General features: G+C 50.8%; 20 protein-coding genes. 1 reads left to right on the top strand and 19 read right to left on the bottom strand.

The genetic code is table 11. The annotated features are described in order from the left end of the window. Positions 1-3 precede the first annotated feature (3 nt). The 12 genes from V1224_13295 to V1224_13350 form a co-directional block, all read right to left on the bottom strand. Positions 4-1,398: an NDP-hexose 2,3-dehydratase family protein gene (locus V1224_13295; protein WWR15434.1), complete on the bottom strand. Its 1,395-nt coding sequence runs from the start codon at positions 1,396-1,398 to the stop codon at positions 4-6. Continuing rightward, positions 1,388-1,813: an FdtA/QdtA family cupin domain-containing protein gene (locus V1224_13300; protein ID WWR15435.1), complete on the bottom strand. Its 426-nt coding sequence runs from the start codon at positions 1,811-1,813 to the stop codon at positions 1,388-1,390. The genes V1224_13295 and V1224_13300 overlap by 11 nt, the downstream gene beginning before the upstream one ends. Further along, positions 1,803-2,900 carry a DegT/DnrJ/EryC1/StrS family aminotransferase gene (locus tag V1224_13305; protein WWR15436.1) on the bottom strand — a complete coding sequence of 366 codons (1,098 nt, stop codon included), beginning with the start codon at positions 2,898-2,900 and terminating at the stop codon, positions 1,803-1,805. The genes V1224_13300 and V1224_13305 overlap by 11 nt, the downstream gene beginning before the upstream one ends. A gap of 12 nt (positions 2,901-2,912) precedes the next feature. Beyond that, positions 2,913-4,013 carry a hypothetical protein gene (locus V1224_13310; GenBank protein ID WWR15437.1) on the bottom strand — a complete coding sequence of 367 codons (1,101 nt, stop codon included), beginning with the start codon at positions 4,011-4,013 and terminating at the stop codon, positions 2,913-2,915. Then, positions 4,010-5,074 (bottom strand): glycosyltransferase family 4 protein, encoded by a 1,065-nt coding sequence (locus V1224_13315; protein WWR15438.1) that lies wholly within the window; start codon positions 5,072-5,074, stop codon positions 4,010-4,012. Before V1224_13315 ends, V1224_13310 begins: the two co-directional genes overlap by 4 nt. Before the next feature lie 122 nt (positions 5,075-5,196). Next, a complete protein-coding gene (locus V1224_13320; GenBank protein ID WWR15439.1) occupies positions 5,197-6,240 on the bottom strand; it encodes a glycosyltransferase family 4 protein in 1,044 nt (347 codons plus the stop codon). A 56-nt stretch (positions 6,241-6,296) separates the two neighbouring features. Further along, the gene (locus V1224_13325) at positions 6,297-7,565 is read right to left on the bottom strand and encodes an SGNH/GDSL hydrolase family protein (protein ID WWR15440.1); all 1,269 of its coding nucleotides are present in this window, start codon (positions 7,563-7,565) and stop codon (positions 6,297-6,299) included. Positions 7,566-7,621: 56 nt separating this feature from the next. Next, positions 7,622-9,115, bottom strand: coding sequence for an MBOAT family O-acyltransferase (locus V1224_13330; GenBank protein ID WWR15441.1), 1,494 nt, complete (start codon positions 9,113-9,115; stop codon positions 7,622-7,624). A 3-nt stretch (positions 9,116-9,118) separates the two neighbouring features. After that, positions 9,119-11,299, bottom strand: coding sequence for an alginate lyase family protein (locus tag V1224_13335; GenBank protein WWR15442.1), 2,181 nt, complete (start codon positions 11,297-11,299; stop codon positions 9,119-9,121). A 1-nt stretch (position 11,300) separates the two neighbouring features. After that, on the bottom strand, positions 11,301-12,674 hold the full coding sequence (locus tag V1224_13340; protein ID WWR15443.1) for a UDP-glucose/GDP-mannose dehydrogenase family protein: 1,374 nt from the start codon (positions 12,672-12,674) through the stop codon (positions 11,301-11,303). A gap of 102 nt (positions 12,675-12,776) precedes the next feature. Beyond that, positions 12,777-13,982 (bottom strand): glycosyltransferase family 4 protein, encoded by a 1,206-nt coding sequence (locus V1224_13345; GenBank protein WWR15444.1) that lies wholly within the window; start codon positions 13,980-13,982, stop codon positions 12,777-12,779. Then, positions 13,979-15,397 (bottom strand): sugar transferase, encoded by a 1,419-nt coding sequence (locus tag V1224_13350; GenBank protein ID WWR15445.1) that lies wholly within the window; start codon positions 15,395-15,397, stop codon positions 13,979-13,981. The genes V1224_13345 and V1224_13350 overlap by 4 nt, the downstream gene beginning before the upstream one ends. A 343-nt stretch (positions 15,398-15,740) precedes the next feature. Between V1224_13350 and V1224_13355 the strand changes: the two genes are divergently transcribed. After that, positions 15,741-17,252: a glucosyltransferase domain-containing protein gene (locus V1224_13355; GenBank protein ID WWR15446.1), complete on the top strand. Its 1,512-nt coding sequence runs from the start codon at positions 15,741-15,743 to the stop codon at positions 17,250-17,252. Between the two features lie 86 nt (positions 17,253-17,338). Here the strand turns inward: V1224_13355 and V1224_13360 are convergent, their stop codons facing one another. The 7 genes from V1224_13360 to V1224_13390 are packed head-to-tail and all read right to left on the bottom strand — an operon-like array spanning position 17,339 to position 24,526. Continuing rightward, entirely contained in the window at positions 17,339-18,277 is a 939-nt protein-coding gene (locus tag V1224_13360; protein WWR15447.1) for a ChbG/HpnK family deacetylase, read from the bottom strand. Continuing rightward, entirely contained in the window at positions 18,274-19,263 is a 990-nt protein-coding gene (locus V1224_13365; GenBank protein WWR15448.1) for a glycosyltransferase family 2 protein, read from the bottom strand. The genes V1224_13360 and V1224_13365 overlap by 4 nt, the downstream gene beginning before the upstream one ends. 17 nt (positions 19,264-19,280) lie before the next feature. Continuing rightward, complete coding sequence (locus tag V1224_13370) at positions 19,281-20,195, bottom strand: GNAT family N-acetyltransferase (GenBank protein WWR15449.1); 915 nt, start codon at positions 20,193-20,195, stop codon at positions 19,281-19,283. Between the two features lie 3 nt (positions 20,196-20,198). Then, entirely contained in the window at positions 20,199-20,618 is a 420-nt protein-coding gene (locus tag V1224_13375; protein WWR15450.1) for a MaoC family dehydratase, read from the bottom strand. Further along, a complete protein-coding gene (locus V1224_13380) occupies positions 20,619-22,292 on the bottom strand; it encodes a glucosyltransferase domain-containing protein (protein ID WWR15451.1) in 1,674 nt (557 codons plus the stop codon). A 1-nt stretch (position 22,293) separates the two neighbouring features. Further along, complete coding sequence (locus V1224_13385; GenBank protein ID WWR15452.1) at positions 22,294-23,817, bottom strand: hypothetical protein; 1,524 nt, start codon at positions 23,815-23,817, stop codon at positions 22,294-22,296. Next, positions 23,765-24,526: a WbqC family protein gene (locus tag V1224_13390; GenBank protein WWR15453.1), complete on the bottom strand. Its 762-nt coding sequence runs from the start codon at positions 24,524-24,526 to the stop codon at positions 23,765-23,767. Before V1224_13390 ends, V1224_13385 begins: the two co-directional genes overlap by 53 nt. Positions 24,527-24,592: the final 66 nt, after the last annotated feature.

The following is a 24,592-nucleotide window of genomic DNA, read 5'->3' on the forward strand; positions in this document are numbered from 1 at the left end:
CGCTCATACCTCCAGCAGCGACAACAGATTTCTCAACTGAATATTCAGACAGTTATTAACCTGTGTGAGAATATTCAATGTACCGTAATCGCTCCATACATATCCCGGCGGCAGCTCTCCCAATTCCTTTTTGTCGATATAGAGGATCGCATTTCTGTTCTCCTCCTGGTAAAAGCGCCCGCCTTCCTCCGAGAGGATCGTATCCACGATCACTTCTCTGCCGCTTCTCAGCCGCTGCGTAAACAGCGCTTCGACGCTGTCCGGCTCCTGCTCTGCAAACGCTTCTCTCTGCACGGTAGGGCCGATCTCTGCGCCGTCAAAACAGCCCACTTCCGGTGCAATTTTTACGAGAAATTTCATCACGCCATCGTCATCACAGCAAAACAGCCCGAACAGGGCGTTGCCGCCCGCGGCAAAGAGCGGCTGTCTCCAGTGTGTCACTTCCCGTCCTTCGATATTGATGTCACAGAAAACGATGTGAAAAGGATACGGCCTCTCACAGCAAAACGCATTTCCTTTCATGGACCAGCCGGCCAGCTCAAATAAAGGGACACGCTCCGTCGTCTGCTCCATAAACATTTTATAATTATTGATCTGATGGTAGATATCCGCGATCGTCCTGCGGTCCATGCTCCATGCGGTTTTATAAAAATAAGGCTTATTCCGGAAAGGCACATCTCCGTCCTGCCCCATGAGCACATAAGGAATGCAGGACAGAACCGTTCGCGTGTCCATATTGACGAGATTATCATGGCGCATCATCTCTTTGATCTGCGCCAGCGTCATCCACCGATGGCTGTCCGGCTCTGCCAGCGCGTCATCCACCATGAGAATGACATTGCGGTTCCTTTTTTTCAGAAACCGGGAAGACTGTTCCGACTGGATCTGATCGACAATAATATCCGCCGTATCCATCTCCGTAAAATAATCAAGGAAAGCCGGCAGCTTCCCGCCATGCCTCCCTGTAAAATTGCTTTTCGTCGCCTGCAGAGTCGGTGAGAGCTGCACAACATTGACGTTGCCGGGCTCGATCTTGGCCTGCATCAGATAATGCCAGAGACCGCCGATCTTGCAGCAGAGAATACCGAGAAAGCCGATCTCATTCTGCTCGATAATCGGCTGCTGAAGACGGATCTTCCCATTGTACGTCTGCCGGATGCCGGATATTTTGAAAAAGCTCCCTGACTCATTGCGAATACAGCCCTCGTCCGTATCATAATACCAGGGTGCGCATTCATCCAGAGTGATTCTCGTCAGAGATACCCGCAGCCTTGCCTTCCGCTCCTCCAGCCACTTATGAAGCGACTCTGTGGAATGCAGCGCCTCCCGCTCCTCTTCGGACGGTTCTGATATTTCCGTGATCTGATCAAAAATCCTGCTGCCTTTTCTATCTTCCATCGAATGCCTCTAAAGCCTCCAGAAATTCCTGATAATCGTCATAAGTCTCCCCGCCCGGCTCAAATACCCGGTCACACACCGCCATCATTACACAGTCCGCAGTAAAATTTTTCATTGTGCGCCAGATCATGGCATCAATATAAAGTCCTTTCGTCGGGTCATCCATATGATAAGTCTTTTTCTCTGTGCCGTCATCCACTTCCACGTCACAGCTCCCGGTGACAGGAATGAGCACCAGTCTTGTCTTTTTGGTCGCATGTTCGCCCCTGGCCGCCCCGGGAATCACATCTCTCACCCAGAAAATGCGCCTGATGTCAAACGGCAGGGGATTGTTATTGTGCTCCACAACGAGCAGCCTGCCGTCATGCTCCTGAACGGCTTTTATATCAATCAGATAACTCTTTCTATCCTTCATATGCATTGACCGCCTTTATCACTTTTTCGATCTCCTCATCCGACAGATAATCCATCATCGGCAGCGAGACGACCGTCTGGCAATCCCGCTCAGCGATCGGGAAGGAACCGGCTCCATGGCCCAGATACGAGAGCGCCGGCTGTAAATGCGGCGGCGTGGGAAAATGCACATCGGTCTGAATCTCATGATCCTGCATATATTTTCGGAATCCCGCCTGATCCTCCACATTGATGACAAACAGATACCAGATCGGCACCGCGCCCTCCGCCACTTTGGGCAGTCTGATCCGGGGATTCGTAATCCCCTTCAGATAAGCCTCGGCAATCTTCCTCCGGCTGGCCAGCAATTCTTCCATGTGGCTCAGCTTCACCCTCAGCAGTCCCGCCTGCATCTCGTCCAGACGGGAATTAAACCCAAGAACAATATTATGATACTTATAGTCGCTTCCATAATTCCTGAGAGTCTTGATCCGTTCAATCAATTCCTGATTACGGGATACGATACCGCCGCCGTCCCCGAAACAGCCAAGATTTTTCGTCGGATAAAAACTGAAAAAGCCGGCATCCCCGAACAGTCCGGTGTTGACACCCCGGTACGAAGCAAAATGGGACTGCGCACAGTCTTCAAAGAGCATCAGGCCATGCTTTTTACAGATCTCCACGATCCGCTCCATCCGTGTGGCCTGACCATACAGATGTGTGACGAGCACTGCCTTTGTCCGCTCCGTGATCGCTGCCCCGACCTTGTCCGGGTCCATGTTGTGATATTCATCCGGTTCCACAAACACCGGAATACCGCCGTTTTGGGTGATGCCCAGCATCGTGGCAATGTAGCCGTTGGACTGTACGATCACTTCGTCGCCATCCGTTATACCGCAGGCATGAAGGCCAAGCCGGATGGCATTCAGCCCATTGTCCACCCCCGCACAATAACAGTCTCCGCCGAGTGCCTGTGCAAACTCCTCCTCGAATGCTTCCACTTCTTTTCCGAGAATATACCACCCGCTCTGCAAGACAGAGATTGCTTTCCTGTTATATTCCTCTTCATACAGACGATAACCTCTGATCAGTTCATTTACCGGTATCATAATCTGCCTCCTTTATCTCACCGACTCTGCGCCCTCTCTGTCAGCGCCTTTCCACACATCCAGGTATTGAGCCGCAATTTTCTTATAGTCATGAAACGTTTCCACGAACTGCCTCGACTCAAAGCCCCACTGTTCGATCTTGTTTCTGTTTTCGATCACATATTCGATCTGTCTTACGATTTGTTCCGTATCGGGTTTAATATGGATGACCGGACTTTTTTCCAGTCCAAATTCCTTCAGCGAATTGTGCGAAGCGCCGCCAAGCACGACCTTTCCCTGCGCCATCCCATAGCAGGCATTCATCCCCCAGCAGTGCTCCTTACACTGATCGACAAGCACATTGGTCTTCCCAAGCACTTCCAGATATTCCTGAAAGGGAAGACTGCCACAGACCATCATCTCCACATCATGCGGATATTTCTTTTGCACGATGTCAAACGCCTGCCTGATATAGGCCGTCCCTTTATCCTTTTCCCGCAAAATACCATGGTAAAATACGAGCTTCCCGCCCGGCCTGTTCGTCTGATATGGCGTCTTCTCCGCATGAAACGGCAGCGGTATTGTCTTCCTGCAGTTGGGAAGATGCCGGACTCCTACCGCATACTCATACATAACCGGAATAATGCCGTCCGCAATCCGGTCCACATAACGTTCCGTCCGTCTCGTCATCTCCCGCCGAAGGCCGCCGCCGGTATACATCTCATGTTTGTCCGGATTATCATCAAACGTATAATATCCCAGCTTACCGTCTCGCCACGCCTCATATAAGGAATAACAGTTTCCCGCCACATTCACATACAGACTGCCGTTGCGCTCCTTCAGCGTCCTCACCATATAGCTGTTGATATAGGGCCGGTATATACTTTCATGTACCATCTGCACGACATCATAGCCTTCCAGCTTCTTCCTGTCAAGCACCGGTTCTATCAGTTTATAATAGATTTTTTTCAGTTTCTTCGTATCACCGGTCCGATAGAGCGGCAGATCCGCTCCCGGAATCTGTTTCCATCCATCCCCATTGGCCGCCAGAGTGACATCTATGCCAAGCTCCTGCAGCCCCTGCTTCAGGTTCAGATAGAATCCGCTGAATTCTCCTGCCAAAAGTACTTTCATTCCATCATACCGCTTCCGTCTATATAATCCCGCCAGCTACTCGCCACCGCTTCCTCCGCAAACCGTTCTCTGATCCGCGCCGCATTCTCTCCCATATGGGCTGCAAAACCGGCATCCTCCGCCATCTGTTCCATCGCCGCCTGCAGACGGGCCGCATCACCGACCGGCACGAGTAGTCCATCCTCTCTGTCCCGGATGCACATCGCACTGCCGCCGATCGGACAATCCGTGGAAATGCAGGGCAGTCCCATCGCCATCGCCTCCATCAGCGAGTTAGATATTCCTTCATAATCAGATGAGAGCACATACATGCCATATGTCTTTATCTTTTCCAGAATGTCACTGCGAAATCCCTCAAAAATAACCTGATCTTCTATTTTTAATGCCGCCGCTCTCTCCCGAAGCATCTGCTCCAGCGATCCTTTCCCGAACAGATGAAGCGTATAATCCGGAAAACGCCGCCGGAAACCGGCAAACGCTTCCAGCAAAAGCATATGATTTTTCTGCGGCTCCAGTCTGCCCACAGCAGCGATCTTCTTTTCCCTCTGTCCGCTGCTGGGCTCCGGCAGATCCTTTCTGACCGGATTGGGGATCACAATCCCCCTGCTGCGGATCTTCTCCGGAAAACAATCCCTCGCCTGCTCTGTCTGGAAAACAAATCCCTGGCATAAACGGTAAATCAGGTTGCGCAGCTTCGGATAAGAACATCTCTGTGGATCGTTGCGTTCTGATACGATCACCCGGTTTTTCAGTCCAAGGGCCGCCACGATCGTAAACAGATTAATCGAAGTGCTGAACGATACGATCCTGCTGTCTCTGTGCCTCCTGAAATAGCGGCGCATCCGCAGGAGCCGCCGGATCTGTACGAGCGGATTGCCCTGTGAGGGCTGCCCGATCGAGAGCAGCCGCACATCGGGGTGCAGCGCATAGACACTCTCTTCCCCCGCCGTCATCAATATCGTCACTTCATCGTCCAGCCGTGCAAAGTGGTTGGCAAGGGTAACGATCACCCGCTCTGCCCCGCCTCCGTGGAGCGCCGACACGACAAAAATTATTTTCATAGGAATTTTTCTCCATATTTGTCTATTTTAGCATTATCTTCCCTAAAATACAACAACCGCTGCCGACAAACGCCTGAATGAACAGACCGTAAACGCTCATCCGCCACCCTCACGCCATTCATTTACTGAGCCCGGTAAATGTCCAGAATCTTGTCTATATTATTGTCTATATTAAAATCCTGCCGTATTTTTTCCATACCGCATGTCCCAAGGCGGCGGCGCAGCGTTTCCGATGCCAGCATTTTCTCCAGCGCCTTTTTCAGTCCCGCCACATCGCCCGCCTCGCATAGCAGACCGTTCTCCCCGTCCGAAATAATATGGGGAATCCCGCCGACATAAGTGGAAATGACCGCCAGACCATATGACATCGCTTCCAGCACGGACATCGGCATCCCCTCATGATACGTAGGCAGTACATAGACGCTGTATTCCTGCAAAAGCGCATCCTTCTCCTTATCTCTGACCCAGCCGGCAAAAGTGACATGATCGGCGATCCCTGCTTCCCTGCATAGCCGCTCGGCCTGCTCCCGCTCTCCGTCGCCCCCGAAGCAGACATGGACATCGGGATATTTTTGCAGAATCTCCGGCAGCGCCGAGATCAGATCATAAGTACCTTTGCGTTGCCCCAAAATACCGAGAAACAGCAGTTTCCTGCTGCCATAGTCTTTTTCATAAGGCGGCGGCAGCTTCACCGCATTATAGATCACACGAATCTTCCTCTCCTCGCAGATAAATTCTGACAGAAATGCTTTCCAGTCCTGCGAAAGGGCAATGACTGTGTCAGCCAGGGCAAAGATCTCTCTCACTTCCCGCTTTTGTCTCTCATTACACCGCTCTTTGTAAAACAAGTCAAACGTGCTCCCGTGCATATGGATGATGATCTTCTTCTTTTCCTTACTGGCTCTTCTGATAAAGACCTCTTTCCGGTAAAAGCTGTTGTCCGCCGACATATGCACATGCAAAATCTCATTCTCTCTGATCAGGCGCTCAAAACGAAGGCGGGCCCTGACCGCCACATACAGCTTTTTCAGTTTGGAACCATCCTCCATCGTCGGCAGATAGGTCAGATCGCACAGTCTGTCCAGTCCCGCGTCATAATAACTGTTGACGACGCTCGACACCCCGCCGCGCACTGTCCTCCCCGCACCTATCATCAATACCTTCATTTCTTCTCTCCTCATAGTCAGGCCAGAGCAACTCGTCTCGCCGAATCTGTTCTCTCTCATTCTTTTTCCGCAAAATCCGTCTCCCGGATAAAGACTTTCTCATGTAACAGTTCCCCGGTCCCGCTGTCCCTCACCTGTATGTGAATCCCCTCTGTCTCCTGCGCGGCCCCTACAGTTTCCAATCCCTGCAGAAGCATTTCAATGACAATCATGTCAGTTTCTTCCGACCCGCCGGGATTTTCTGACAGGAACTCCTGGGCAGCAGCGACAGTGACGGTAAAATCCTCGTCGTTACACAGCATCAGATATACTTTCAGATCGTCCTCATCGGCCAGCGCAGCCAGTTTTTCCTCATAATAGCTGTCATAATCTGTTTTCCATGCTGCAAAAGAAGCATCTGTCCTGCGGTCTGTCAGCTCATAGTGATCGCAGAGATACCTGCCAAGATATTTCGTCATCTTCTGCGCGCCCAGCGCGTTCATATGTTCCTTATCCGCAAAATCGGTGTAGGGGTTCCAGAGCTGCGTTTCGATCAGGTCCAGAAACGGCAGACTGTGTTTCTCCGCAAAATCCGCCGCCAGCTCTCTGTCCACCGCACGGTCCGCCATCAGCACTTCGTCCGTATTGCCTAGAGGAAACGGGAGGTAGACGAGCACAACCGCAATCCCCCGCTCCTGGCACATGGACGTTATTTTCTCCAGATATTGCACCCCTGTGTCAGAACTTTCCCCATTATTCACACTGCCATTGTCCGCCTCCACAGCCGCCGTTTCCTCATAGGCAGCCACCCGGCGGTTGGTGATCGCTCCTTTTTCCGTGGAATATTCCACCCGGAAATCACCGGCGCCCAGCTCGTCCCAGCGGTTGTGATAGACCGAGTAGGGAAACAGCAATTCCTTCCGATACATTCTGTCCTGCTGGAGGTCCAGCACCGCCCGAATCTTACGCAGAGAAAAGGGTATGGAATCCATCGTCGTATGAGAAAAATTGATCCCTGTCTGATCGCTGCGCATTTTTTCACTTCTGCCCAGCATAAACACATCGATAACCACAACTTTCGGCGTCGTATAATTCAGGGCATCTTCCAGCGCGTAATAAGACTCCGGAATATAGTGCCCGTATCTTCCCATATTATAAGACGCGATGCCATACTGCGCATACAATTCCATCGGCAGTATGCCGTTTACCATATGACTGTTGCCGACGAACAAAATATCATACTCTCCGCCTCTCTCGTACAACTCGGTATTTCTGGCGGCCGCCTCCTTGCGCATCGTCAGCCGTTCCAGCCAGTAAAACCCCGTCGCCAGCAACAGCAGCACCATGCTTATATGAATTAGACAAATCCATCGTTTTCTCATTTTCCCGTCTCGTTCTCTCTTTAAAACTGAAAATAAATAAAGCCCGACTCCTCAAAGCCCACACCCCAGACTCCGACAAGTGTGATTAACAAAATAGAACCGGCAAACACCAGATAACGGAACCAATAATCCTGTTCCAGCAAAATCTTTCTGATACAGATGCCCTTATATTTCATGACATCGGCGGCCATCAGGAGTACGAGCGATACAACCATCACCTGAAAACTTTTCATCGACAGGCCAAGCTCGTACAGGGAACCGTCGAATAAGATCCAGGGATTGTGCACGGTACAGATACTTTTGACGATCGCCAGAGCATGTCCGATCGTTTCCGCCCGGAAAAAGAGCCATGAGACATCGACAAGGAAAAAGGTGAAGAGCGCCGACGCCATCCGGTTGGCAAGGCTGTGCGGATGAAGATGGAAGAGTTTTACGAGTCGTTCCCGCAGAGGCCGGCACAGTGCGCCAACGATCTGATAGAGACCGTTCAGACCGCCCCAGATCACGAAAGTCCAGCCGGCCCCATGCCACAGACCGCTGACACAGAAAACAATCAGCACATTGATATATTTTCTCACCTGCCCTTTCCGGCTGCCGCCAAGCGGAATATACAGATAATCCTTAAACCATGAGGACAGAGAGATGTGCCATCTCCGCCAGAATTCGGCCACACTGCACGAAAGATAAGGGGCATCGAAATTCTCCATCAGTGTAAAGCCCATAATTTTAGCCGCGCCCAGCGCTATGATGGAATATCCGGCAAAGTCACAATAGATCTGAAATGCAAACAGGACTGTAGCCACGACCAGATACATGCCTGTATATGTCTCGTAAGCGCCATACACCGTATTGACAATAATCGCAATCCGGTCCGCCAGCACCAGCTTCAGAAAGTAGCCCCATATCATGATCAGCAGACCTTCTCTCGCCCTCGCATAGTCAAACCGGTGTGCTTCCCGCAGCTGGGAGAGCAGATTACCCGCCCTCTCGATTGGTCCCGCCACCAACTGGGGAAAGAATGAGACAAACAGCGCATATTGTATGAAGTTTTTCTCCGCCGCAATCCGCTCCCGATATACGTCGATCGTATAGCCCAGGGCCTGAAACGTATAAAAGGAAATGCCTACCGGCAGCAGCAGATCGACTGCCGGCAGTTTTATCGAGATACCGGTATACTGCAACAGCGACTGCACATTGGCAGCCGCGAAGCTATAATATTTGAATAAAAACAAAATGGACAGGTTGATCACCAGACTGCCTGCCACACAACATTTTCTGTAAAGTATCTTCCTGTGCTCATCCGGCAGCCGCCCTGCCCGTTCGAGCAGACAGCCACATCCATAAGTAACAATCGTGGAAAACAGGATCAGAAGCAGATAACCGGCATTCCAGCACATGTAAAAATAATAGCTGGCGCCAAGCAGCCACAGACTCTTCAGACGCCTGGGCATTACAAAATACAGAAATGCCACGACCGGAAAAAAGAGGATAAAATCTATCGAGTTAAAAAGCATCTTCTATCCCTCCCACTGTATCGTCGTCACGATCGTCAGCTCATGCGCTGTCTTTCCACTGATCTGAATCCTCCGGGTACGCTCCCTGCACCCATAGCGCGCCGACACCCAGCCGTCACTCCACCGAAACGCTGCCGGAGTCAGATCGTCCCCCTGCCGCCCGGCCTGAAACGTCATACGAATCCGCTGCGGCGGCTTCGCACACTGCACTTCCCCGCAAGGCGCAAGCACGACGCAGGACCCACTCTCTTCCACCGGTCTATAACAGTCGGAAAGCAGATAATTCACTGTATAAGCCGTCTCCCTTTCCACGTGAAGCAGCCTGTCGCAGATCGTAAGACTGCCCTGTCCGTCAAAGATAACTTTGCGCCTGTGAATGACCGGTCTGTATCCGTCGTGCTCCGCTTCCACATATTGTGCGTCTGTGCTTTTCCGTGCATTTTCTGAGCCCATCGCACATGCTGTGCGCGCGTCTTCTTCCGCCCCGTCGTCTCTTTCTTTACTGCCGCCGCTTCCCTGTTCCCAGCAGTTTCCGACCGGCAGATTATGGCTCAGGAGCGTCGTCTGCGCCCGTTTTCCCCACAGGAAAGCGCCGCGCATCTCCGACTGGTCTTTCTCATCCACCGTAACAGTATTGTGCATCTGCGTACTGCGGAAAAGATTTCTGCTCTCCAGATCCGTGTGATACAGACAGGTCCCGGCGTCTGCAAATACCGGTTTTCCGTCCAGATACATCTGGAAGCTGAGCGCGTCCGCATGTCCGTGAGCTGCGATACTGCCAAATCCGAGCGCACCATGGTCGATGCCGATCAGCGCTCTGCCATCCCCGCTCTTAAGCAGACTGACGCCGCCCTCCGCATAACAGACACTCTTTTCATTTCCGTAATATGGCTTCCCGGCCACCTTACCGATCAGCGATTCCGGTACGATCCGAAGCAATGTCGTGTCTGTAATCTCCGGCACATACCGCTGCGGCAGTACGATGCTCATGAGCTGTAGCACATATTGATAATGGCTGCGGCCGGAACCGCCGCCGCGGCCCGCCTCTTCCCTGTCCTGTATTCCCTGCAGGTCGAGAATCTTTCCCTCATCATCGTCGCCAAACACCACGGTCTCGCCATGTCTGCCCTGACAATCCGACAGATAACGGCTCATCCTGCCGAGCGTATTGCGCCAGCTCTGAGGAATGGATCTGTTATTGACTTTCATAGTCAACAACAGCAGGCCTACCGCCTCCATAAAAAACGACTGATAGTGCAGCGACACTTCTTTGTTTACACCGTCCCGGTAATTCTGCCTGTCGATCTCACACTGCAAAATCGCCACGGACAGCTCGTACCATGCTTCCTCCCCCATCACAAGCCCGGCAATGCCAATCGCAGCCGCCTCCACAATCACATGATTATTCGCCGAGGAGTACCGGGAATAATGGCCGCAAAGGTACATCGTCATATTGATGATCCCATTGCAAAGCTCTTCCCGCAGGGCTCTGGTTTTTTCCACCGCCCCTGTCCGCGCGCTTTCGCTTTCTGCCTGTTCCCTGAAACAGGCCTGCTCGAGAAATCCGAGCGTATAAATCCAGTTAATATCGCGTATGGCGGTCTCCATGACGCTCGTCCAGGATATACCGTGCAGAAAAGGATTCTCCCGGTTCCAGTCCCTGAATAAATCTGACAGTTCTGTCAAAAATTTGTCATTTCCCGTCCAAAAATAATGGCCCGCAAGCAGGGCAAATTGAAAATGCCGGTTCAGCTCCCAGTTCGTCCTTGCATCACCGATGTCATCCCGCTGTTTGTACTGCAAATCATAAGAAAATGTCAGTGGCCACCGATTCTCTGTCTGAAAGCCACTGTGCCAGTCTTTTTTATGTGTACAATAATCATAGCCGCCGAGCAGTGGTATCGCTCCGGGCTGCGGCTCTGACCGTTTTGACAGGTCCGCCTGTCTGTGCTGATCGTCATTGTGGCTGTCCTCTCCGCCCGGTCCCCATGCCATCGGCAGTCTGTCTCTGTGAAAGGTCAGCGCCTCTGCGCCACGGTAAAACAGACTTTGCGTAACCGGTATATGTTGTTTTCCAAACGTCTTCTTTTCCGCCCGTTCCAGCCTTTTCTGACCAATACGCCAGAAAATTTCTTTTCCGCTCATCGCCCGCAGCCGGTTCAGATACCATCTGACATCCGCCATGCTAAAACTCCGTCCCCGCCATATCTTTCTCTATTTTCTGACTCTGTTTCTCATTGGTATTGATATTGCCCCAGGAAATCCCCTCGTAATTGCCGGCATAGTCCACTTCTTTCCACGCCCGCACAAGATCCACGATGATCTTGCCTGGATACCGTTCCAGCAGATCGGCAAATTCCGCCTCCTTGTTCGTGACGACAAGCACATCGGACGCCGACACCACACTGTCCAGATCGTCACAGACAAAGTGCTGCAGGTGAGGGATTTTCGCCATGATGAAGTCCCGGTTCGTGCCCGTAATCTGAGAAAGTTTGACATTTTTATCATAAATATGCAGCTCAAACCCTTTGCCGAGCAGAGACTCCACCACATCCACGATCGGACTGCATCGCAGGTCGTCCGTACCCGCCTTGAAACTGAGCCCGAGAATGCCAACGCTGCGCCTGCCCTTCTCCATAATGAGTTCAACCGCACGTTTTTTCTGTATCTCGTTGCTCTCCTCGATTGCATTAATCACCGGTACATCCACATAGTAGTCCCGCGCCAGTGTCCGCAGCGCCTTCGAGTCCTTCGGCAGACAGGACCCGCCATAGGCAAAGCCTGGCTTGAAATAATAGGGAGAGATATTGAGCTGTGTGTCCTTGCAGAAGATCTCCATCACTTTGTGACTGTCCACATCCAGTGCCTTACAAATATTGCCAACTTCATTGCCAAAGACAATCTTCAGCGCATGATACGTATTGTTGATGTATTTCATCATCTCTGCCACTTTAATATCCGTAGCGATAAATTCCCCGGGAATGTCCTGATACAGCATACGCATTTTCTCTACGGCTGTCTCATTGTCAGCTCCCACCAAAGTTAAGGGAGGATTTAAGTAATCATGAACCGCCGTCCCTTCCCGCAAAAACTCCGGATTCGAAACAATGGCAAAATCCCGGTTGCGCTCCCGTCCGGAAGCCTCCGCAATGATCTCGCCGATTCTCCGGTTCGTTCCCGGCAGAACCGTACTGCGTATGGCCACGATATGAAACCCTTCTTTCTGCCGCAGCGCCTCTCCGATCTGACCGGCTACTTTATAGATATAGTCAAGATTCAGATGCCCCTCCTTGCTGCTCGGCGTGCCGACCGCAATAAAAGAGATCTCGGAATGTTTCACCGCATATGCCGCGTCGGTGGTGGCCTCCACCATACCCGCCTCCCGCGCCTGCTTTATGAGCGCGTCAATATCTTTCTCGATAATAGTGGGACGGCCCTCATTGATCAGAGCCACTTTATGTTCCGACACATCGACGCCCACGACATGATGTCCCAGTTTCGCGCAGCAGGCGGCGCCCACACAGCCAACATAACCCATTCCAAAAATACTGATCTTCAATGTTTTTCTCCTTTTATAAAACTCTCGTCATCAAACAACGACAAAAAACTCGTCCGGTCAACTCTGATAAAGACGATCTTCTCATCCTTTTCCCCACTTTCTTCACCGCTGTCGTTTCAGCGACGCAAAAAAGTCCTCATACCCTTTCAGCAGCGCCTTACTCGTATGCTCCCATGAAAGTTCTTCCACCACACGTCTGCGTCCAAACTCTGACATTTCCTGTCTCTTTTTCTCGTCGTCCAAAAGAGCGACAATCTTTTCCGCCATATCTTTTGCGTCATTTGGTTTCGCATACAGCGAAGCCGCCCCGGCGGAATACCGCCCTTCCGTGAGGTCGAACTGTACGATCGGCTTGCCAAGCGCCATATATTCCAACACTTTATTCATCGTGGATTTATCGTTCATCGGATTGTACTCGTCCGGATTGACACAGATGTCCGCCGTATTCAGATAATCCAGCATCACATCATCCGGGACCCTTCCGGTAAAGGTCACAATATCGTCGATCCCCATCCGCACAGACAGGGCCTTCAGCTCTTCCAGCGAGGTACCGCCGCCGACAATACCATAACAGATGTCGTCCCGCTTCCATTTCCTGCGGATATACCGGGCCGCTTTCAGCAGATAGGGAATCCCCTCCTGCTTACCGATCACCCCGAGATAACCGACCATATATTTCCTGCCGCCCTTGAGCTCCGGCCTTGGCGGCTGAATCCTCAGCCGTTCGAGCCGGGGACCGCTGCGCAGCACGTACACTTTTTCCGGGTCCATCCCGCCCCGCTCGATCGCGATCTTTTTATAGGACTCATTCGTCACAAAGGCAAATGCGCAGTGCCGGTATGTCTGTCGTTCGAGCCATGTCTGACTCCTGTACAGCAGACCTTTCCTGCCGAACTTGGCTTCGAACAGCTCCGGACAGATGTCATGATGGTCGAACACGTATTTGACACCATATTTTCGGAATCTGCCGGCTACCATGTATATGTCATCCGGCGGATTACATCCATGGATCACATCAAAACCGACCTCTTGATAGATTTTCTTCGCCAGTCGATATTCCGACCATAAGGCACAGCCGTATTCCTTCGCATAACCTACAGGGCCGCTGCCCTCAGCGGGCAGATCGTGCCGGTAAATGTGCACCCCTGAGAGCTTCTCGTATTCTTTTTCATAGCCCTTTCCTTTCGGACAGATGACCGATACCGTATAGCCGTTTTCCACAAGGGTCGTGGCCTCCTGCCACACACGCGTGTCAAAAGGCACCGGCAGGTTTTCCACAATAATCAGTATTTTTCTGTTATTTTTCATCTTGCTCCCTTTCCAAACAGTACGACAAATACTGTCTGAAACAATATTTTTATGTCCAGACTCAGCGACCAGTGGTCGATATAGTGAAGATCATATTTCACCACATCATCAAAATTATCAATATTACTCCTGCCGCTGACCTGCCACAGACCGGTCAGCCCCGGTGTCATACAGAGCCGTCGCCGGTAATAAGGCGTATACCTGGAAAATTCGTCCTCGGTGGGGGGTCTTGTCCCCACAAGGCTCATATCTCCTCTGAGCACATTGAGAAACTGCGGAAGCTCATCAATGCTTGTCTTGCGCAGAAACTTTCCGACTTTTGTCACACGGGGATCATCTTCCATCTTGAACATCAGCCCCTGCATTTCATTCTTCGCCTCCAGCTCTTTCTTCCGCTCTTCTGCGTCGATGTACATCGAACGGAATTTATAGATCCGAAAACGGCGGCCGTTCTTGCCGATACGCACCTGCGAAAACACGACCGGCCCCGGAGAATCCAATTTGACCGCCGCAGCCACAAACGGATACAGAACACCTGTTATTAAAAGGCCGGCCAGACTGCCGCAGATGTCGATCAGCCGTTTGATCATTCCCCGCCTGTTATCAATCTGCTGAATCGCATAGGTGACAACGGTGAAACCTGCGAACTCTCCGACGCTGCGTGCCCGCACATCAAGCTCCGACACATCGATATTATAATGACAGCTCACACCCATGGCTTCCAGATCCATGATGAGCCGCTTCCGTACACTTTTTCCGGCCTCCGGCAAATGGATGAACACTTCATCCATCGGCATATTTTTCAAAACGGCGATCACATTATTACCGTCCGCGACAACCGGCACACCGTCGATCTCTGTCATCTCCCTGCCTCCGTCCCACACGACGGCCGCACAGATCTCACAGTCATACTCCGTGCCGGATACGAGCGCAGGCACGATCCTCTGCGCACTGGCCGCGTCCGTGATCACCATCACCTTCGTCCTTCCTCTCTCCGACCGGCACCGCACCCGCAGCAGCTTTTTCAGTCCCTCATGGGCAGCCAGCATCAGGACCGTATTTCCGATCAGAAAATAGCCATAGACAAGTCTGGAAAAATTCTCAGCCTCCTTGAACAGAAACAGGCTGCATCCAAGAAAAATCACTAGACAGACGATCTGCTTGGTGATCGATTTGGCCTCCACATAATATCCCCTGCGCAGAAAGTTCCTGCCGCTGCCGATCAGTGTGTCATATAATACGGTAAAGAGCAGAATCCACACACAGACGAGCACATACGTATCGGGATGGTCTGTCTGCGCAAAGGAGCCGTAGCGCAGCAGCAGCGCAAGCAAATAAGACAGAATGACGCATAGACAGTCTGTCAGTAAGATTCCGTATATTTCAATGATTTTGCTCCTTCGCTCCGTCTGCATATGCCTCTTCCTCAATATATATTGATGCACGTAATTATTAGAATTATACTACATTCGAAAATAATTGACAACTTTTACCACAAAGAGCATATGTCGGACACATCGCTAAGCAAAAGTTGAACGGAATTTTCCCTTGTGCCTTTCTCCATGATATACTATATTAAGATATATGTCCGCCGATCAGGCCGGCGGTGTATATTTCCGTTTCATTGTAATCAGAATATGTCATAATTGTAAACCACACTCTCTGAAGGAGTCTTGTATGTATCCGGAACATTTTTTTCCACTGATCAGACAGAAAATAAAAAAAGACTGGCGGTTCGCTTTCCGCTCTGCATTTTGCATGGGGTTATTATTCCATCTGTACCGGCTGACGAATCATCTGCTCACCTGGGATTCCGTCTATAATTTTTACAACAGCCAGAACACGATCCACTTAGGCCGCTGTTTCCTCACAATCAGCTGCGGGATCGGCTCCTACTATGATCTGCAGTGGATCAATGGCCTGCTCTCCCTGTTCTACCTCAGTCTGACCTGTGTCTGCCTGACGGAGCTCTTCGCGCTCCGCAGACGGACAAGCATCTTCCTCGTCTGTGGCCTGACCGTCTCTTTTCCGAGTGTGGCCAGTACCTTTGCCTACATGTACACGGCTGACGGTTACTTTCTCGCACAGTTGTGCGCCACACTCGCCGTACTTGTGACATTAAAATACAAAAAAGGCTTTCTGCCGGGACTGCTGCTGCTTGCTTTTTCCTATGGCTCCTATCAGGCTTATGTCTCCTTCGCCGTCATGCTCATACTGACATGGACCCTTTTACAACTGATGCAGAGCGAACGTTCCGTCAGAGAACTGCTGCCCATATGGATCCGTTTTCTGCTGATGGGCGGTCTGGGCACGCTTCTCTATTTCTTATGCAACAGACTGCTGACCGCCGTCCAGGGCATTGCAGCCAGCGACTACAACGGTATTTCCGCCATGTCTCTGCCGGACGGCCCCGGGTTTGTGCTGGCCGTAAAAAATTGTCTGATCGACTTTGCCTATTTCTTTTTTGGCCCTCTCGGCCGCGTGAATTTTTATAAAATGCTCAACGGCGTCCTGTTTCTGCTGCTGCTATTTCTCATCGTGCGCATCGTCCGCAAGCAGACACTTTACCGAAAGCCTGCGTCTCTGCTGATGATTGCGCTCTGCTTTGCCGCCATGCCCTTTGTCTGCTCGATGATCTATTTCCTGTCCGCAGATGTTCGCTACTATATGCTTATGTACGCCGGATTCAGCCTGATCTATCTGCTGCCTGTACTGCTCTATGACAGATTCTTTCCCGGCGAAGAGGCGCAGGATCAGCGCTTTGATGTGCACCGGCAGTCAACGATAGCCGCCGCTTTTCAGGCTCCTGATTTCCCCGGCCTTGTGCTGGCCTGGGGTTGTGTGCTCATAACCGGACTGCACATTTTCAGTTTCGCACTGACAGACAATATCAGTTACCTCTATCTGACTACAAGCAACGAAAAGACATTCGCTCTCGTATCCCGCATGACCGACCGCATCGAACAGTTGGATGATTTTCCGTCTGCAAGAAAGCTGTGCGTCATCGGTCACTTTGACGACTATGACACGATCTCCCTGATGCTTCCGCCGGCGATGGCCGGCGTCCGGGACAGTTATCTCATCTCCGAACAGGCACATTTTGCGGCGATGATGGACACTTATTTTGGGTTAAAGCTGGAAAATTGTACGAAAGAAGAACAGCGCAGGATACGAGATTCCGAGACATTCCGCAATATGGACTGCTGGCCTGCGGCTTCCGGCGTGACACAGATCGGGGATACGGTCGTGATCAAAATTGGAGAATCCTGAAAACACAATACCATTTCACCACTTATCCGGAGCTTTTGCACCGTTTCAGACAGGCTGAGGAAGAGGAAAGCGGACTGTAATCAGTATCAGTCCGCTTTCACCTTCCTCATCATATTTTTTTCGATCTTTCTGCCGTCAGAAGTATAGAACTCCACACAATCTTTATTTTCCATATCCATCAGCCGTTCTGCCTTCCTGACCCCGCCGGGATGACAGAGCACTTCGAGCGGCAGTCCCTTCCGCTCCGCGATCTTCCGAAACTCCGGCAGCAGCGCCGATACGCGGCGAAGGTCCATCTTTCCGCTGAGCAGAATGCCAAAAAATACGGCGCTCTTACTCCGGTAAGGCGCAAGCAGTCTCCTGTCCATCTGATTCAATACATGTAAAACAATATGTTTGATCAGATTGATCGGCCTGTATGTGGCATAAAACTCCGGATGCCTTACAAACGGCGCCAGAGGCTCCGCCGGAATCCGCACATAGTCCACCGGCAGCGGTTCTTGTGGATATTCTCTGCGCACTTCTTCCACCGCCTCCAGTATGCCCGACAATACGAGCGGTATCATATGATAATGCTGGTGACTGTCAATCCGCAAGGTATCGACGTGGGGGAGCATCCGTTCCAGCTGGGCATGCATCTCCGCTTTGATCTGCCGTTTCAGCTCTCCGCGCCTCCCGGTATAAGAAAGCAGCAAAACTTTAAAAAAAGAAATATGGAACATGCCCCTTTCATCCACCAGCAGCGGCACCTGTGACGGATCAGACAGACAATGCCCCTCCGCCAGATTAAAATGAATGCTCACAGCAATTTCTTTCCGATATGGCGCCAGCATTTCCATGCAGGGCTCCAGATATGCGCTATTGGCCAGTACGCTTAAAGATGTGAGCGCTCCTTTTGTGTGACAGTCGAGAATATGCCGAGAAATCTCCTCATTAGCCGCGAAATCATCCGCATGAAATATAATATTTTTTTCATGACCCGCCTTTACCAGCTTGTCTTTCTGTTTGATTCCGGTTCTCTTCATTCCTGATTCGTCCTTTTTTGTTCACCTTCCTGCTGGCCGCCGCGCCACAGATACGACTCCACATGGTATCTCGGTCTCTGTTTCGTCTCCATGTAAATCTTCCCGATATATTCACCGATGATGCCAAGTGAGAGAAGCTGCACACTGCCAATAAACCAGGTGGAACAATAACTCGACGCCCACCCCGGCACCGTGCGACCGGTGTAATAGTCAAACAATGTCGTGACAATCATCACAACACTCACGAGCAGCATCAAAAACCCAAGCAGCGTAATCAACTGCAGCGGTTTGATGCTGAACGACGTGATCCCATCGACCGCAAAAGAAAGCATCTTTTTCATCGTATACTTGGACTCACCCGCCTGCCGCTCACGCACATCAAAATAGACAATGTCCGACGGATAGCCGATCGTCGGGATCAACCCCCGCAGAAAGAGATTCACTTCCCCATACTCGGCCAGACTGTCAATGACTCTCTTCGACATCAGACGGTAGTCCGCATGGTTGGTTATGACTTCGCAGCCCATAAACTGCATGATCTTATAAAAACCGAGGGCGGTATTTTTCTTGACAAAGCCATCGGTGTTTCTCGTATTGCGCACGCCGTATACGACATCGCAGCCCTGCTCATACTTTTCCAGCATCAGATCGACGGCCTCGATGTCCTGCTGCAGATCCGCGTCAATGGAGATCACGACATCCGCTTTCTCTCTGGCCGTCAACAGTCCCGCCAGCACCGCGTTCTGATGCCCGCGGTTGCGAGACAGATTGACACCGCAAAAGATCGGATTTCTGTGAAACAGCTCCGTGATCATCTCCCATGTCCTGTCCCCGGAGCCGTCGTTGACAAACATGATTCTGCTCTCACCGCTGATCTTACCCTCATCCAGCAATCTATGATATTTTTGTTCCAGCGCCTCTGCCGTGGCGGGAAGCACAGCTTCCTCGTTATAGCAGGGCAGCACCAGATACAGGATACTGCTCATATGTTAAAGTCCCCTTTTTATCTGTTGTCAAAATGGAAGTTATAAAAGGAAAAGTACGGCTTCATGCCAAGAGAATTCCACGTTCCCTGCACAATATAATTGTCAAACTGCGTACTCGCCGTAAAGCTCTTGCCGTTTTTATAGGCATAATTGATGAGCGAAGAGATCAACGTCCGGTAGCCTCCCAGTTTCCGGTGTACGGAAGAGATCGCCGAGAGCTGTCCCTCCACGACGTGCTCGTCTTCCCCGATCGTGCAAAAGCCGATTGGTTCTCCCTCATATTCGACTACAAAAATACGGTTATCCTCAAAGTTTTCAAAATAGCTCTCGATCCAGTTTTCATAGATCACTCCCGCTTTTTCATCGGTTACGGAAGAGATATGATACTGTCCCTGATAAGAGGCAAACGAAGAATACGTCATCTGCAAAAGCTGTTCTCTGTGCTCTTTCAGATAGGCACGCTCCGCAAAGAATACGCGGATTCCTTCCCGTCTCGGAATTTCCACTTCCCTGCCGCTCACGACCTGCTCGACCGTTCCCCCGCAGAAGATACCGCCTGACAGATATTTGTTAAAGCCTTTGAGCACATCTACGACATGCGCCGGCAGACGCAGATTATAATACCCTTTGCACATCTGCATTTCCCGTTTCAGTGCCACGAACACTTTCTCCATGATCTGTTCCTGATGTTCGTTGTGCAGCGTATCGATCTTCGTAAAATAAAATCTCACCACATAAGCGTCAAAGCCATACAGCCCGGAGACCGGTATATTTTTGGAAATCTGGTAGCCCCACACTTCCCCGCCCTCCTCATATCTGTAATTGAGCTCTTCCTTCATTGACAGAATCTCTTCTCTGATGCCGCTGTAATCTCTGTTGACAAAACAATGACTCAGCTTGAAGATATTGTCCATATATGATAATACTGGCATTTCTCATTCCTCCTTCGGTTTCACCAGAGCAGTTCCGGCAATGACCTGTTCTCCGTTTTGATTATAGCAGTTTGTAGACAGCACTGCACGCTTTTTTTCCGTCTGCAGCTGCGACACCACGATCTCCACCCGCACAACATCGCCGGCATAAACAGGCCGCAGAAACGTCAGCTCCTGTTTCATATAGATACAGCCCTCTCCCGGGAGCTCTGTGCCGATCATCGCAGAGATAAAACTGCCGGTCAGCATCCCATGAGCAATTCTCCTTCCGAATCTTGTCTTACTCGCGTAAGTTTCATCCAGATGAAGCGGATTGCTGTCCTGTGAGACTTCTGCAAACGCCGCCACGCTCTCCTGCGTCACAGGAAATTCCCGCTCTGCCTTCTGACCGACAGACAACTGTTTCATTGATAAACTCTGCATTTAGTATTCTTCCCCTTCACTGATTTTAACCACCATCACACCGTCGATCACCTGCACCGCGCTCTCTGCCGGAAAACTCTTCATCTGCGAGAATGCCGGATTTTTCTCCACGCGTTCGCGCTGCTCCTGTGTCGCCTCCTGCACCGGAAAATGCAGATACACTTCCAGATAATTCACAACCGCCTCCTCACTGTAGGAGGATCTCAGATAGGTGCCCGGCATATTTCTGATTGCCTCATATTCCGGAATCTCCACCTCATAATTTTGATTGACAAGCGCCCGGCAGTTGACAAAATAGACCGGAATCTCCCTGTTCCACTCCGGCTGCTCTTCCATCCGGGCCACAATCCGGTTCAGCAGTGCGCCTGTCGTCTCTGTCATCGCCTCCATCCGGTGATAAGCCTGGTTGCTGATCACAAATCCCGACAGGACAGAAGCCGAAACCGCCAGCACCCCTGCCCATTGTATCAGATTTTTCGCTTTAAATGACGCAAATGTCGTTTTCTCTCCTCTGCACACATCCAGCATCGCCAGAAGCAGCGCCCAGAGAAACATCATCGAAAATATCATATACCGGTCAACGCCTGCGCCTACCCGGTCCGCCATCAGAAAAGGAGCCGCGTTGACACCGAGTGGCAGACAGCAAAAGAGAATCGTCAACAAAACATTGGAACAGCGGTCACTTCTTTTATTTCCGCAGTCCCCTGCCGCGTCCGCCGCGGTTCGCCTGACAGTTTCATCAGCCTCCGCACTCAGGCGCGCCGTCCGCAGCCTCGAAAACAGCAGCGCAAAAAACGCTGCGGCGCCCACCACGTTACATACAATCCGGTCTACAGTGTACGTATAAGCCGTCGTGAAGAAATAAGACAGAAAATAACCATACGTATATACCAGTCCTTTGGCGATCCCTTTCGGCGTAAAGGACGTCATGTCATCCACCCCGTGATAATCGCTGAGAACCGCTCCCGTCACTTTGATCGCCAGCTGTAAGATCATATAATACAGGATAAATCCCGCCGCCAGCATCGCCACAGCCTTTATCGTCATCAGAAAGAACGAACGCCAGTCACAGGTTTCCCGGTAGGCTTTCAGAAAAAGCATCATATAGATCACACCGATCGTCGCCGACATATAAGGCTGATACGCGCCGAGAGACAGACACAGAAATAAAGCGCCCCAGAACATGCCGAACTTCCATTTGTAAAACGTATAGGCCGAGACAATGGACAATAACAGCGCCAGCGTGATCTCATCGCAGTTGACCCCGAACGAAAGGACACAGGTCAGACCCGGAAAGGTGACAAATACAAGACCGAACAGCACGCCATACGCTCTTGAGCGGATCTCAAGCAGATCTACGATCAGCGCCGAAGCCAGCGACATGTAAAAGAGTGAAATCAGCGTGTTAAACACCGGCATACTGAAACTCGTAAACAGATTGGTGGCGATGGGCATAAACCAGCGTCCCAGTCCCACCGTATCCTCCTGTAAAAAAGGCATATAAGAAAAAATATTGCCCATCTCAAAATAATTAAAAAACTTATGGCTCATACAGTAAAAGTGGACAAGGATACCCGATAAGAAGGTAAGAGCAAACGTCCAGCGGACACTCGGCGCGATCCGTTTCATTTTTCCCCATATCCAGTCGATCGGATCTGATGTAACAATAAACATGCTATTCTCCTTTTTCTATTATGTACACCTGCACTCTCACATCTTCAATGCAATGGATTCCCGCATCTGTGAAAAATACATTCCGGTCAGAGCAGTCCTCTTTGAAATGAAATTCGTCATTGTCAAGCGTATCAAAAAAATAAATACGGTTTTCGTCCGTCAGGTAAGAGAGAATCATGGCTTCATCTCTCGTATCTGTCAGATTGCCAAACATCTCCTTGAATAATTCTTCCGTCTGCTGCCTCCAGTAGTAGCAGACCTGCGTCTCCGGCATCGCATAACTGAGCGCAAGCCGTGTCTGTCCGAGATTGGCAAGAATCACGTCGCCTTCCCGTATCGTCCCCAAAAGGGCTTCTATCTGCTGCCAGCCCTCCCGACTCTCCCGCTCCACTCTCATAAAATGTGTCAGATTCATCGTCGTCACACAGAGCAGAAACACGAGGACTCCGGTCTTCAGCAGAGGATTCTTCCGTTTGGAAATGGAAATGGCAAAGCCGAGCCAGAGTGTGCCCAGTCCAAAAAACAGATACCGCTGTACAAGTACTGGCTTCATACAGATGGAAGCCGCCACACCGACCGCAATGATAAAAAAGGGGACGCCCACCCCCGTGGTCGCACAAAACGCAGTCTCTCTGCCTGCTTCCCCACTGCACCGCCATAGCAGAACGATTGTACCTGCTAACAGTAAAAAGGTGAGAAACCCCAATATCGTTCCGCTGTGCCAGCGATACACCTTCGGATTGAATAAAAACTGGAAAAATGAAAACAGTGTGGAAAGAGAAATCTTCTCAATCCAATAGTCAGCCTTCACCGCACCCATCTGACGGCGGATAACCGGCAGCCATGGCAGATAGCCAATTACCGCGATCGCCGCGCTCAGCAGCCATTTTTTCAGACTTTTCCGCCGATACAGAAACAGATACAGACCGAGACTCAGATATAAAAACGCCGCGGCCACGCAGGAAAAATAATGCGTATAGGCTGCCAGCAGGCCAAACAGACCAAACCATACATACTGCCGCCATTCCTCCGCTCCCCGGATAATTTTACAAAGTGCCAGATAGGCAAGCACCAGAAAGCACATTCCCCAGCCATACATTCTGATCTCCACCGCATACCGCATCATCTGCGGCATCCCTGTCAGACATAAGAAGAAGATGCCAAAGGTACCCGGAAACTCCCTTCTGATCCGAAACCAGGCTACGGCAGTCAGTAAAATCCATGGTATGACGGAAGCCAGCTTACCCGAGATCACCGGATTTATGGAAAAAAGATTTCCAATCGAAAGAACCGTCTTCAGGATCCAATAATAAAGCGGCGGGTGTACGTCCTGTGCCGTATACCGCACAATGTCCGCATAACTTTTCTCCGCCAGTTTCATGGAAAACGTCTCGTCACCCAAAATAGCCGGATGAAGGGCCTCCAGAAAGATACAGAGCAGAAAAAAACACCCTGCGCCCACTGCGATTCCGTCAACAATCTTTAATATCCGCTCGTACTTCCTGTAATCTTTCGTATGATTCATCAGATGATCCCCGTAGTATCTTTCTCGATCTCTCAATTCCGCAGTTAAACAACAGATCAATGCTGCTCAGATATGGAATAAATGTCCCGAACTGCTGTGGATAGACCGGATGCCGGAAGTCCTGCCACAAAACCCGTATTCCAGCCTGCTCATAGACAGCCGGATCATAATAGTCCGCCGCCCCTGTACCGGACAGATACGTCTTCGCCCCCAGCTTATTCATAATATCCACGATCATCTCATTGTTCTTCCCCTGCGGCTGCAAATCGGAAGAAAACACAATGTCGACCGTAATATCAAACAACTCCAGAAGCATTTTAATCGAGGCAAAACTGAAGTCCCAGAAATAAACATAATCTTCTCCATACAGTTTTTCGACATAGGGCATGATCTCTTTATAGTATGCCGCTTTCCGGTAGTTCTGATGAAGCAGACCAAGATTATTTTTCTGCCATTTTCCATCATCCAGCAGGAGAATCTCTTTGATCGGCGTCTCTCTCGGCGCTTTCTTTACGCAGACCGTGATCCACTGCTCCCCCTTCTCCGTCTTGATCTTATCCCGGTTCATCCAGCTGCGGCTTGTGCCGTTTACATACTGCGCCGTCTCCAGCACGACATACGTATCCGCATGGAGCAGCCTGTCAAAAAACCCCAGATACGGCATAAAATCCGGCTGATGAATGACGACTGTCTTCTCTTCCTCTCTCATGAAAACTCCTTTTTTGTCAGATTTTACAGGGACTTGCGAATCGCAATGACTGCAAACGCTTCATGC

The sequence above is a fragment of the Lachnospiraceae bacterium JLR.KK008 genome (genome assembly GCA_037015955.1).
Classification (GTDB): Bacteria; Bacillota; Clostridia; order Lachnospirales; family Lachnospiraceae; genus VSOB01.

Coding starts and splice junctions, on each gene's coding strand:
- V1224_13355 (WWR15446.1), top strand. CDS start 15,741: ATGGGGTTATTATTCCATCTGTACCGGCTGACGAATCATCTGCTCACC.
- V1224_13335 (WWR15442.1), bottom strand. CDS start 11,299: ATGGCGGATGTCAGATGGTATCTGAACCGGCTGCGGGCGATGAGCGGA.
- V1224_13385 (WWR15452.1), bottom strand. CDS start 23,817: ATGAATCATACGAAAGATTACAGGAAGTACGAGCGGATATTAAAGATT.
- V1224_13375 (WWR15450.1), bottom strand. CDS start 20,618: ATGCAGAGTTTATCAATGAAACAGTTGTCTGTCGGTCAGAAGGCAGAG.
- V1224_13310 (WWR15437.1), bottom strand. CDS start 4,013: ATGAAAGTACTTTTGGCAGGAGAATTCAGCGGATTCTATCTGAACCTG.
- V1224_13370 (WWR15449.1), bottom strand. CDS start 20,195: ATGCCAGTATTATCATATATGGACAATATCTTCAAGCTGAGTCATTGT.
- V1224_13295 (WWR15434.1), bottom strand. CDS start 1,398: ATGGAAGATAGAAAAGGCAGCAGGATTTTTGATCAGATCACGGAAATA.
- V1224_13360 (WWR15447.1), bottom strand. CDS start 18,277: ATGAAGAGAACCGGAATCAAACAGAAAGACAAGCTGGTAAAGGCGGGT.
- V1224_13390 (WWR15453.1), bottom strand. CDS start 24,526: ATGAGAGAGGAAGAGAAGACAGTCGTCATTCATCAGCCGGATTTTATG.
- V1224_13330 (WWR15441.1), bottom strand. CDS start 9,115: ATGCTTTTTAACTCGATAGATTTTATCCTCTTTTTTCCGGTCGTGGCA.
- V1224_13325 (WWR15440.1), bottom strand. CDS start 7,565: ATGGTGCTGCTGTTGCTGGCGACGGGGTTTTACTGGCTGGAACGGCTG.
- V1224_13345 (WWR15444.1), bottom strand. CDS start 13,982: ATGAAAAATAACAGAAAAATACTGATTATTGTGGAAAACCTGCCGGTG.
- V1224_13380 (WWR15451.1), bottom strand. CDS start 22,292: ATGTTTATTGTTACATCAGATCCGATCGACTGGATATGGGGAAAAATG.
- V1224_13365 (WWR15448.1), bottom strand. CDS start 19,263: ATGAGCAGTATCCTGTATCTGGTGCTGCCCTGCTATAACGAGGAAGCT.
- V1224_13315 (WWR15438.1), bottom strand. CDS start 5,074: ATGAAAATAATTTTTGTCGTGTCGGCGCTCCACGGAGGCGGGGCAGAG.
- V1224_13305 (WWR15436.1), bottom strand. CDS start 2,900: ATGATACCGGTAAATGAACTGATCAGAGGTTATCGTCTGTATGAAGAG.
- V1224_13300 (WWR15435.1), bottom strand. CDS start 1,813: ATGAAGGATAGAAAGAGTTATCTGATTGATATAAAAGCCGTTCAGGAG.
- V1224_13320 (WWR15439.1), bottom strand. CDS start 6,240: ATGAAGGTATTGATGATAGGTGCGGGGAGGACAGTGCGCGGCGGGGTG.
- V1224_13350 (WWR15445.1), bottom strand. CDS start 15,397: ATGCAGACGGAGCGAAGGAGCAAAATCATTGAAATATACGGAATCTTA.